The following is an 11,660-nucleotide window of genomic DNA, read 5'->3' on the forward strand; positions in this document are numbered from 1 at the left end:
GAATGGGAGTCCAATACATATTATTAAAATTAAAGTGGTTCAAGTCGGAGGAGGGCACCTTAGGGTGTCTTTTCTTTATATAAAAACCTCCATCAAAAAACGAAGGAGGTTTTTTATTTGAAACGAGATGTATCTCCATCCCAATTTCCTATATAACAATTTACCCAATCATCTTCATTCTCATTTGAAGATCCATAACCAGAAAAACTAAGATGTACTTGACCGTTGTTACTTTCAGTTTTTTTCATCAATTCATGCACATCAAAATTTCCTATTGTGAAAACAACTTCATCTCCTATTTCTAGATCTTTAACTAGTTTTCTTTCGAGAACCATGTAACGAGAATGCCTTTTAAGCTGCGTATAGATTTGAAAATCTTCTTTGCAACCAAGGCACTTCCATCTACCGTTTGGATGATTTTTTTCTTCCCTAAGTTCTTTTAATTCTTTTCTTGAATGAAACGTCTTGCAAGTTTGACAATGATAATATTCATTCGTGAACTCATTTCCTACAACTATATCTACCTGGCCACCTAACATTCTAAAATATATTTCTATTTAATAATATATCCAATGTTATCAAAAGGAAAGACTGCCTAGTATCGACAGTCTTTCCTTTTTCCCTTCTTTTTTCGTCAATCTTCTGCTATGATTGAGGGTATTTACACCCTTATTATAGTAAGCGTTTATATATAATAATACATTTTAATATGCAATATCGCATATTTATACATTTAGACCTCTATTAGTCATCTCTTAATGGTATCATAGCGAGGTGAGAGTCTTCAAGGGTTCTCCTTACTAGGAGGAAACGATATATGGAAAGAGTGCAAGCGATTGACAGTAATCTGAAACTCAAGAGCTGGGGTAAACAGGTACTAGCTGTAGGCGGAATGTTAGGGTTCTGCTACTTGGTGTTATATGTTTTCAGTTTCTTAGTTGTTATATAAATACTATACAACTACACTAGTGGAGTCTTGCCTACAGAGGTAAGGCTCTTTTGTTGTACCTGAGGTAAACATACTATACACAATACCTCTCAAGATTTTCGGATTACCCTGTATGGTGCCTTGTTCCTCAGATGGTACAAATATAGGTTGATGGGCATGTGGCGGTACCCCATATTATTAAAATTAAGATGGTTCAAGTCAGAGGAAGGCACCTTAGGGTGTCTTTTTTAAGGCAATTTATCAAGATTTTCTTTGTTACGATATTCAAAGAGCTTATGAGGAACTCGATGAACGTCAGCAAGGTCGTTTTGCTAAGCAAATAGCACTGTATGTCAAAATGTTACGTGATAACAAAGAGATACCATGATTTGATTTCATCATAAAAGAAATCTTTTCCAAAACAAAGAAGTGAATCTTTACCAAAAACAAGAAGAGAGCCAATAGGCACTCTTCTTGTTTTTAATTAATCTATTAAGATAGTATCGTTACAACAATATATACAAAAGATCCTTAAGTAAGCTTTCCATTTTGGTTTGAAGTAAATTCTACAAAGACTTCCTGACCTCTTGAAAGAGATGAACTACGTCGCAGTAGGAGTTATATCCACAGCTGTAATTTGACAAGTTGAAATAGCGAATCTAAAGAGTGTAGTTGGATTTAAAGGTATTGGCAAAGTACCTATCACTATGCCAAGAGCTGTTTGTTCCACATTAAAACCTGTTGCCATAGAACCATTACTTACTAAAAGATTCACTATGGATCCGATATACGTATCCAGTAATTTTCTAATTGGTCGTTCACGACAATCACATTCGCATCCTAAATCGGCAGGTGGCAGTAATGTTAGCGGTGGTACTGTTAGTGAAAATCCTACCCCTATCACATCAGAAATATTGACCACGAAGGTTGTGGTGCTAACTGGATCTGTGACCGTAACTAAAAAATCATTCACGGAAATAATATTGAATAAAAAGAAACGAGGGGCTACGTTTGGTGCATCTGCAATAGTGGCAAGAATCACATTCTGCCCAATAAGTTGTTGTAAAACATTCTGCATTGGGAAAACACAGCAATCACAAAGACAGCCTTCAGTTGCTCCTGTTGGGCCTGTTACTCCTGTTGCTCCAGTCGGACCTGTTACCCCGGTTGCTCCTGTTGGACCCGTTGCTCCAGTCGGACCTGTTACCCCGGTTGCTCCTGTTGGACCCGTTGGGCCAGTCGGACCTGTTACCCCGGTTGCTCCTGTTGGACCCGTTGGGCCAGTCGGACCTGTTGCTCCAGTCGATCCGGTGACTCCTGTAATCCCAGTCGGACCAGTAGGTCCTGTAGGCAAAGTAAATGGTGGAATAGGTGGGAGTGTCGGACCAATTAAGCTTGGGTCTATTGCCGCACCATGTAAATCTTTTTCTTCTGACATAGGTCACCTCCAAAAATACTTATCATACTAAATAAATGCAGTTTGAAAGCAATTATGACAAAAGGACCCATTGACTCTCTTTTTATTTGTTTAAATTCCAAAAAAGCTTGAGGGTTTTTCGAAATGCTGGTGGTATCCCAAATATCACTTAACATGGTAAAATAATATTTGGATGGGAGTCCAATACATATTATTAAAATTAAGATGGTTCAAGTCGGAGGAAGGCACCTTAGGGTGTCTTTTTTTGCGCTTATAGGGGTAGAACCACATCGCTATCAAGCTAAGCTTATGCAAAGTCAATTTTAGACGAGATTGTTTCTTTTTTCTAAAGGGCAAGTATAGGTGATTGAAAGATTTGCATACGAAATAAACCCTAACGGGTTTCACTTTTTTGAATTAAGCGGCTTGATTATCAGACAGGGTACAATTGTAAACGACACCTAATATATCAAAGACCGTTTTTTTCTCATATCGATGAGACTTTCGCCCGTTTTGCTGTAGGAGATTGAACAGGCGAAGTAACACCTTTGATAGCTCTTGGGTGTTTTTTTGTATAGTTTGGAATAGAAGAAGAAAATAGTCTTTAATCATATATATGGCTTTATATACTCACTAAGCTCTCGTTTTTTCTTCATGAGGAGCAATTGGCGCATTTGAAACATGATAGAAGAACAGAGTAGAATGGCAATCAATTGACCATATAAATGGCACTCCAATCGTTCTGGTTTTATCTTTTTACAATGATGGATTTGAAAGAATGACTTCCACGTTTTAAATAAAATTTCGATTTGCCAACGCAAAGAATACCATTCATGTACCTGTCCCATCGGGACAATATCTGTAGAGGTGTTTGTCATATATACATTGATACCACTGAGTCGTTTACTACGAGGAGAATACTTCATTCCTTTCTTTTTTTCTCTTACAGCTTGATCTTGTAATCGTTTTTGTTGCTGTTTTTTTGTTAATCGATGAGCAATTACACGAGCTGGCACTTTATCAATCATACCTACATAAGCATCAGCTATTTTACATGTTTGTCCTGGTTGAAGAGAGTTCATTAACGTCTCCATATCTATCTGTATATACTCTGTACCTTTCTTAATTCTTCCATCTTGAAAATAATCAGGGTTAGGATTTTTTTGATACATACGTGTATTCGACTTGATACGAGAGATATAGTAGGCCTCTTTATCTTGTATATATTGAAGGTCTTTTAAATGAAAATAACCTAAATCTCGGATACATAAATCATTCGCCGTCACGGTTGGGGCACACAGAGAGCCGTAAGTGCGATCATGTTGTTTACCTGGACCTGTATGAATATGTAGGAACTGTCCACTTAACAAATCATACTCAAGTTGAACTTTTATCCCAGCTGTATGGCTGTAGCCTCCTGCACCTGGATAAACCGATGAAAATACATCCGGGAGTTGAAATGCAGTTGAATCTAAAATACGAATACGCTTGAAAACAGAAGTGTATGGAGAAGAAATCGGCATAGATGCGGCCAATTTTTTGCTTAGTAGTTCGGCTAGTAGGTGTTGTAAAAGTAGGACGGTCTCCTTATTAAATCGTTGATTCAGTCCCTCCGGACTGATGAGTACTGCTGTTGATGCTTCTAAACAGCTAGATAACTGAGTTAAAGAAGTCATAGCTACATTTTGGCTCACCCATACACATAAAGCGACTAAATCTTTTGCTTGATACTTACTAGTTCGTTGTACAAAACCAACATCTCTAGCAAGATCCCGTAAGGTATTTGGAGATAAAAAACTTTGAATCTCTTGAGCAAATAGTTTTAATTCGTCAGACACAGAAACAGACATAAAAAACGCCATCCTTTCCTATGATTCTACAGAAAGAATAGCGTATTTTTTCATTTTAGGGAGGATTTTGTTTTATTAGCTTAATAGCATTGAGTTGCCACCAGAATTCCAAAAATACCAAAATCATTTTTTAGAGTAATTTAGGGTTTTTGAACCAGAAAGGTATATATTTAACTATAAAAACTATGACAAAATTTATCCAGTTTTCCTTTTTGCCTACTTGCTAAATTCAGCAAGTAAAATATTTTTAAAAGGTTCAGGACTATCAGCTTTAAGGATGTTCAAATTGACAGCCAGCGTATGCCTGCCTCCAATTGTGCCTCCAGCAAAAGTACTAAACCCTGGAATGCCACCTGAGTGTCCCCATATCGAGACACCGTTTGGAAGAATAATTTTGAAAATTCCAAGCCCGGAATCGCCAAGTTCATCTATTCCTGTAGGGACTGTTGTAAGCATTTGTTTTAGTTGCTGTTCTTTCAGTAATTTACCCCCAAGTAAATAAGAGAAGAATTTGTTTAAATCATCAGCCGTAGAAATCATATCTCCGGCCGAGCTCCCCATACTTGGGTTATAATAAGTAACATCTTTTGGCTCACTTGCACCGTCTAATTGGATATATCCACGGGCATGGTTGGTTCCTGGAATGACGCTTGAATTTCCAGGTAAGAATGTATTCGCTAATTCAAGTGGTTCAATGATTCGATTTTCAATCTCTTCCGCATAGCTGTTCCCAGTTACTATTTCAATAAGAATTCCTAGTAATACATATCCTGTATTTGAATACGACCAGCTCTTTCCTGGAGCAAAATCTGGAGGCATGGATATTCCCATCTTTACTAATTCTTCAGTAGTATAAGATTTTTTTGTATCCATGATATTAAAATCCTTTGACATTGTGTAATTAGCGATACCACTTGTGTGGTTCAATAATTGCCGGATAGTAATCTGTTTATCATCATACCCGTTTCCTTGAATGACACCAGGAAACCATTTTTCAATAGAGTCGTCTAGATTCAAGCGGTTCTCTTCGGCTAATTGAAATACAACTGTTGCGGTGAACGTCTTCGTCACGCTGCCGATGCGAAAGCGGAAATCTGTTTCCATTGGTTTCTTGGTTCTCAGGTCCGCTACTCCGGCCGCATAACTCCACGTTTTCCCATCCTCGGAAGTTTTAGCAAGTATCCCCGGGAATCCAAGATGCAATTTATCCCGCATTGCTTGTTTGACGGAATTACGATCTCGTTGAGTGCTTGTGTGTGACGAACTAGATACATTTTCAGTGGGCTCTGCTTTTACAAATGAAATTTGACTACGTGTTTTCATAAGGCATTCCTCTCCTCTATTCATATTGTATGAGTGGTTGCTTGTTGTTTCGTATTAATTACACAGCTATCATCTCCATCAATGACAAAAGGACAACATGGAATTCGTAATTATCTTCATAATGATTATTTTTGTCCTAACAAACGGTGAATCCCTCTTTTTTTACAAGTATGTTAACCCCAGAAATTACTTCTTTTCCTTAGAACACTCTTATGACTAGTTTGTTTTTCACATAAATATATCTTATCTAATCCCCCCTTTCACTCTTCTTTATATTTTTATCCTACACAATAAAAATTTCTTTTTTCTTATACATTAATAAGGAAGTAAATAATTTGTATGTAAATAAAGCTTACTAATACAACAATTGAGCTTTGAATAACGGACATTTCCCTTTTTGTTTTTTGTCCTAATTGGTGCAAAGTTAGAAATGCAAAACTACTGTGAATCATAGCCACTACAATCGGTAAGAGAAATAGGATCATCATTTGTCTTGTCACAATTGATGGTATAGTTTCGTATTTCCTTATTTAAACTGTAATACTTAGTAGAATGTTTTAAGCACTAAAATAACTTGATATTGCACCACAGATTTTTCATGAATGTATCTGTTATTCATTGTAGTAGTAAGATTATTTTTCTCATATTGAATTGTCTTACATTTTGCTTACATGCTTGTAATTTTTCTGAAAATACAGTTTATATGGTTCGAAGCAATAATTCTTTTTTGGGGAAGATAGCAAAGAGGGATTTTTCATATGAACTTTACTATACTGAACTAGATTTCCGTATAGTTTTTATTTTCAACTCATTGTTTTTTACCAAACACGTATAAAAATCAATAGTATGAAAGTAAACTACTGATTATTAGTTTACATTCGTTTTTTATTAGAAAAACAAAGAGAACTTGTAGGAATTTCTACAAGTTCTCTTTGAGATAATGTAACTACAAGGGCAAAACAAACCATCTTAACAGAAATGACAGGGGAAACTATTTAGAAACTGCTTTGACAAATTTATTATACAACAAATATTACCTTTTTGAAAAAACACCTGTGTAAATTATGTGAATTTTTTAACAAATATAAATAATGTGTTGTCCCCTATAAGGGGTAGCAGCACATACCAATCAAGTTAAGAAAACAGGTCACCCCCAAAACGGTAAAAATAAATAATAAATCTTTCAATTATCTACACTTGCCCTTTAGAAAAAAGAAACAATCTCGCCTAAAATTGACTTTGCATAAGCTTAGCCTGATAGCGATGTGGTGCTATCCCTAAAGTGAAAAATTAATACCTTTTTACAAATAACAGAAAATGATATTACACCTTGATGGAGTAAATCCCTCTTTGCTTCCTCTATTTAATTCTTTGGTAAGGATATATTTTCCTGATGATAATCATAACCTATATCAGAATTTCATTTATTATAGAAAAATTCCAAAAGGGGTGAATGTGATGGGTTTCCCGCCTCAACAACAAAGTAAACCTGGCATTGAATCATTAATGATACCTAGACCTATATTTGATAACCCCAATTACAAACCAGCCGGTAAACTTATAAATAAGGTAGCGCTTATAACTGGTGGGGATAGTGGAATTGGGAGGGCTGTCGCTGTAGCCTTCGCGAAAGAGGGTGCAGACATAGCAATCTCATACCTAAATGAGCATAGTGATGCAAAAGAAACGGAGTTCTATGTTAAAAAGTATGGCCGTAGTTGCATTACCATTCCAGGTGATATTGGGTATGAGCAGCATTGCCAACAAGCAGTAATGCAGACAATTCACCAATTTGGTCGTATTGACATTTTGGTGAATAATGCCGGTGTACTATGCATAAGGAACAGTCTACTTGATGTAGATTCTAACCAACGAACAAGTACCTTTCACACAAATGTTTTTTCTCAGTTTATTTTGACGAAAGCTGCTTTGCCATATATGAATTCAGGGAGCTCTATAATAAATACAACATCCCTTAGTGCCTATCATGGAGATCAAGATGCAATTGACTACGCGGCATCTAAAGGAGCCATTGTTTCCTTTATACGTTCGCTGTCATCTTCACTGGCACCGCAAGGGATCCGAGTTAATGGTGTGGCCCCGGGACCCATTTGGACTCCATTAATTCCATCTTCCTTACCTCCAGAATGGCTTGCCACATTTGGAGACCATGTTCCTATGAAGCGGGCCGGTCAACCGTTTGAAGTGGCACCTGCTTATGTATTCTTGGCATCTGAAGATGCATCTTACATATCAGGACAAATTCTGCACGTGAATGGTGGGGAAATTATAAACGGTTAACATTTAACAAAAAATTACTTATAAATGAATTTGTATTATATTGGCTTAAGTATTATGGAATTAAAATTACAAAAGAACAAAAATGCCGTTTAACCAATCTGTAACCACTCATATAAGATTTGATTCGCATCGATACCTATGGCATTGATTTGGATTTTCGGAGTGCTTACAAAGAAATATAAGAGGTCATTTTTTTGGATTCACAATCATTATTTTGAAGTTTATGTAAAAAAAAGAAAAAGAATCCATTTTTAAAAATGGATTCTTTTTTATTACTTCTTTAACTTAGTGTAATCTATATTCTCCTGTTAATTGTTCTTCGGCCATTCGCACTAAGCGTTTTGTAATTTCTCCACCGACAGAACCATTTGCACGCGATGATGTATCAGGTCCAAGTGTGACTCCTAATTCGCGAGCAATTTCATACTTCATTTGCTCAATAGCACTTGCAGCAACTGAAATATGGACTTCATTTGCATTATTTTCGTGTCTTTGAATATTCATCGTTGCACCTCCATTATATTTGTATATAACATGTGCTTAATTATGATATTTATACATGAGTTAACTATTTTCTTCTATTTTATTCATTGCAACAGATCTGCAAATGAGGTACCCACATTATTCTTACGTTTCATGTGCTTTTCTAAATAAATCTTTGTCGTTTGAATGTTTTCATGCCCCAGCGTTTGCATTAAATGATACAAATCAGCATTTCCTTGTTCAACTGCCATGATTGCAAAAGCATGACGGAATGTATGTGCCGTTACTGGATTCTCACGAAACTGCAGAAACTCTAAATTTGTCTTTTTTATCATATCTGTTACCTGGTTTGATAACGTTTTTGAATTATAAAAATTCCCTCTTTGATTTACAAATAAAGGACTTTCATCTCCTTGATCCAATAAAGTTTGGAATCCTCTTCTTCGTCTCATTTCACAAATACATTGGTATAAATGCTCTGAAATGAAAAGTTCACGCACTTTGTTTCCTTTACCTGTAACTTTAAGCCAATGCTTTCCGTCAAAATGTAAGTCTTTTACCCTTGTTGTACACAATTCTTGAATTCTTGCACCGGTACTTGCCAGAGCAAGTAAAATTGTATAGTTTACTACATGCCCTCTTTCTTTATAAAACCCTAAGATTTTCATAACTTCATCATAAGATAAATCCCGATTTGGCCGATCCTGTTCATTTACATTAGCGCGCTGCAGTTCTTCATGAAGAGGTTTTTCGATATAAGCAAATACATGAAGGTGTTTTAAAAAAGAACGAATAAGTACTGTTTTCTTTGCAAGTGTTGCGACTGCATATGTTTCCCCATTCCTACCGTTCTCTACCTGCTTCAACCAAGAGTTGTATTTACGAATATGCCAAGGTTGCAATGTTTTTAATAAAGAGTCATTTTGCTGTACCTCTTCCCCATTTAATTCGAACTCTTCTGCACGCTGTACCATGCACTGACAAAATGACAGGATTTCAGATACATAACTCTTTTTCGTATCTTCTTTTCTATTCTTCTTCTCATCCATATCTTTTTGTAAATGTACAAAATGATAAATGACTTCTAAATCGCTTAAATACGTATATTTACTCTTTCCCTCTTTTTCAGCAACCTCCATCTTCTCTTCCATCTTATCCACATAACGATTATTATGCAGGAATGGAACGATACCTCTTATATTCTCTAAATATGTACCTATATATTCACTTTGATTATTTATAATGTGTAAATCTTCTCTTCCACTTTTATTATCCATATTTCAAATTCACCTCTCCTAGTGAAAATTATGAATATATTACTTTTTATTACCTATACTTATCATTTTATTTCACTTCTATCAATTATACAAATGATAACTCATATTCTTTCTGTAAGAATGCTATATTCTTCTCTATTTACATATACTTATATTTTTTAATAATTTATTAATAAATAGATATCGTTTAATAATTAACTACTCAACTTTTATATTGCTTTTATTATAAAATCAACTATAAAAATTCATTAAAATATAAAATAAATTACAAATATTATTAAACTATAAAAATGTATAAGATCTTTAATAAATTCTATTTCTCATTTTAAATATAAATCATATTCTGATATGATATATACATATCTAAAATACTAGCAAACAATAGTTATGGAGGTGTCCTTACATGACACAAGATTTATTGTTCATTACAAAACCTACTGTAACGACAAAAGAGGCAGCCGGCTTATTAGGAGTAACGGTACAAACAATTTTACAAAAAGAAAAAGATGGATTAATAGAATGTGTATATAAAGATAACTGGAAGCAATTCGGTAGTAAGATTTACTATTTAGAGGATATTGAACGTTTAAAAAATATTGAAGAAGTTGAAGGCTATAGCACAAAAGAAGCAGCTGAAATTCTCAATGTAGCAGCATCCACAGTTTTTACATATATCAAATCTGGTAAATTACCTGCCTCAAAGATTGAAAAACGTGGAAAAGAAGTATATATCATTGATAAAGATGACCTTGAAACTTTTCAACTTACTTATGAAAAAACTACATCAAAAGAGCGAAAAGCATTCATTACTAAGATTCAAGAAGAAGATATATATTTATATCAATTACTAACACATCAACATACCGGTAAAACAGCTAGGGTAATAGAGATCAATGGAGCAGACGGCAAGATTCTTACAGAAGACGAAGAAATTTTCCCTCTATCCACTTATAAGGAACATGATTATTCCTTTGAGCCTTTTCATAAACAAGCGGTAATTACGAAACGAGGGTATTTATCTTTTTCATTTAAAAAACCTCAGCTATTTAATTCCATCACTTATAATCTATTAAATTTATTTTATAAAGAGCTAGGTGTCACAAATATACGATTGAGTATTTCATCTGATACTATCAAATTAGAAATTAAACCTTTCGTATTACAAGTTGATCCATTGCAGTTTCAAGAGGAGATTAAATACTTACATTCTCATATGAAATCCGGCACGATCCTTCCACATGTAGAAGGTATTTACTTTAAAAGTAATGTAGATTCATTAACTTTTCATGCAGAACATGAATTTAAGCAAAAAATAGTGCAAATGGCAGCAAATGCAGGTATGGGACAGGAAGAATTCTTATTGCAAGCTGTAAAATCTTATATAAGAGATTTAGAACAACGATAAATATTTATTAAGAAGAAAAAGCGTAGGAATTTAATCTTTCTACGCTTTTTAAATTATTCAATTTAAATATTTATTTCCATGAGATCACCACATGCACAATCAACTTAATAGAAATTTATATTATTCCTTCAAATAAATACAATCTGTGCAGCAAAACCATTTATACTAAATGAGCGTATATAGTCAAACATACTTAAAGGAGAATAGAACATGATAAAACATATACTCAGTTTCATTCTAGGAACAATTGTTATGTTATTTGGTTCCTTTTGCGTTATTCCCTACACTCTCGAAGCAATTGACAGTAATGTAAGATATATTACTCGTGACAAAAAATATTTTAGTAAGCTATATGACTATGACATTAACCTTTGGATGATTGCAATGGTTATATTTTGCATTTTTTCTGCGATTTCTGTTTTTATATTAAAATTACCTAATTATAAGAAGAACAGAAGTACTCATATAAAAAAATATAGTCATACAAATCAGCGTAAAAAAGCAAAGAGAAGGCGTCGTAAATAATTGTTTTTTATAAAACAGTATACATATTTTATTTTGGATAACATAAGAAGAAAATTGTGATACTCATTATTGGGGTAGCGTCACATCGCTATCAAGCTAACAAAACAAAATCCCCCCTAAAATGAAAAAATAAGCTATTCTTTCTGTAGAA

The 11,660-nt window shown here is 34.5% G+C and carries 8 protein-coding genes and 3 pseudogenes; 4 read left to right on the top strand and 7 right to left on the bottom strand.

The features are described from left to right. Positions 1-113: 113 nt before the first annotated feature. Complete coding sequence (locus BAU23_RS19005) at positions 114-539, bottom strand: hypothetical protein (RefSeq protein ID WP_071735015.1); 426 nt, start codon at positions 537-539, stop codon at positions 114-116. A 666-nt stretch (positions 540-1,205) separates the two neighbouring features. Here BAU23_RS19005 and BAU23_RS30720 point away from each other — a divergent pair. Further along, positions 1,206-1,316, top strand: a pseudogene (locus tag BAU23_RS30720) (XRE family transcriptional regulator); the annotation flags it as partial. Positions 1,317-1,529: 213 nt separating this feature from the next. Here the strand turns inward: BAU23_RS30720 and BAU23_RS19015 are convergent. The 4 genes and pseudogenes from BAU23_RS19015 to BAU23_RS30725 all read right to left on the bottom strand — a co-directional run. Then, positions 1,530-2,366: an exosporium leader peptide-containing protein gene (locus tag BAU23_RS19015; protein WP_071735016.1), complete on the bottom strand. Its 837-nt coding sequence runs from the start codon at positions 2,364-2,366 to the stop codon at positions 1,530-1,532. Positions 2,367-2,762: 396 nt separating this feature from the next. Beyond that, positions 2,763-4,195, bottom strand: a pseudogene (locus tag BAU23_RS19020) (IS4 family transposase). 216 nt (positions 4,196-4,411) lie between these two features. Further along, complete coding sequence (locus tag BAU23_RS19025; RefSeq protein ID WP_244159726.1) at positions 4,412-5,518, bottom strand: serine hydrolase domain-containing protein; 1,107 nt, start codon at positions 5,516-5,518, stop codon at positions 4,412-4,414. 308 nt (positions 5,519-5,826) lie between these two features. Then, positions 5,827-6,030, bottom strand: a pseudogene (locus BAU23_RS30725) (ABC transporter permease); the annotation flags it as partial. 946 nt (positions 6,031-6,976) lie between these two features. Here BAU23_RS30725 and BAU23_RS19035 point away from each other — a divergent pair. Beyond that, positions 6,977-7,819: an SDR family oxidoreductase gene (locus BAU23_RS19035; protein ID WP_116733306.1), complete on the top strand. Its 843-nt coding sequence runs from the start codon at positions 6,977-6,979 to the stop codon at positions 7,817-7,819. Positions 7,820-8,104: 285 nt separating this feature from the next. Here the strand turns inward: BAU23_RS19035 and BAU23_RS19040 are convergent, their stop codons facing one another. Then, on the bottom strand, positions 8,105-8,323 hold the full coding sequence (locus BAU23_RS19040; protein WP_071735018.1) for an alpha/beta-type small acid-soluble spore protein: 219 nt from the start codon (positions 8,321-8,323) through the stop codon (positions 8,105-8,107). Between the two features lie 83 nt (positions 8,324-8,406). Further along, the gene (locus BAU23_RS19045; protein ID WP_071735019.1) at positions 8,407-9,579 is read right to left on the bottom strand and encodes a tyrosine-type recombinase/integrase; all 1,173 of its coding nucleotides are present in this window, start codon (positions 9,577-9,579) and stop codon (positions 8,407-8,409) included. Between the two features lie 403 nt (positions 9,580-9,982). Between BAU23_RS19045 and BAU23_RS19050 the strand changes: the two genes are divergently transcribed. Next, positions 9,983-10,984 carry a helix-turn-helix domain-containing protein gene (locus BAU23_RS19050; RefSeq protein WP_071735020.1) on the top strand — a complete coding sequence of 334 codons (1,002 nt, stop codon included), beginning with the start codon at positions 9,983-9,985 and terminating at the stop codon, positions 10,982-10,984. A 210-nt stretch (positions 10,985-11,194) separates the two neighbouring features. Then, on the top strand, positions 11,195-11,509 hold the full coding sequence (locus BAU23_RS19055) for a hypothetical protein (RefSeq protein ID WP_002161808.1): 315 nt from the start codon (positions 11,195-11,197) through the stop codon (positions 11,507-11,509). Positions 11,510-11,660: the final 151 nt, after the last annotated feature.

The organism is Bacillus nitratireducens, assembly GCF_001884135.1.
In the GTDB taxonomy this organism is placed as follows: domain Bacteria; phylum Bacillota; class Bacilli; order Bacillales; family Bacillaceae_G; genus Bacillus_A; species Bacillus_A nitratireducens.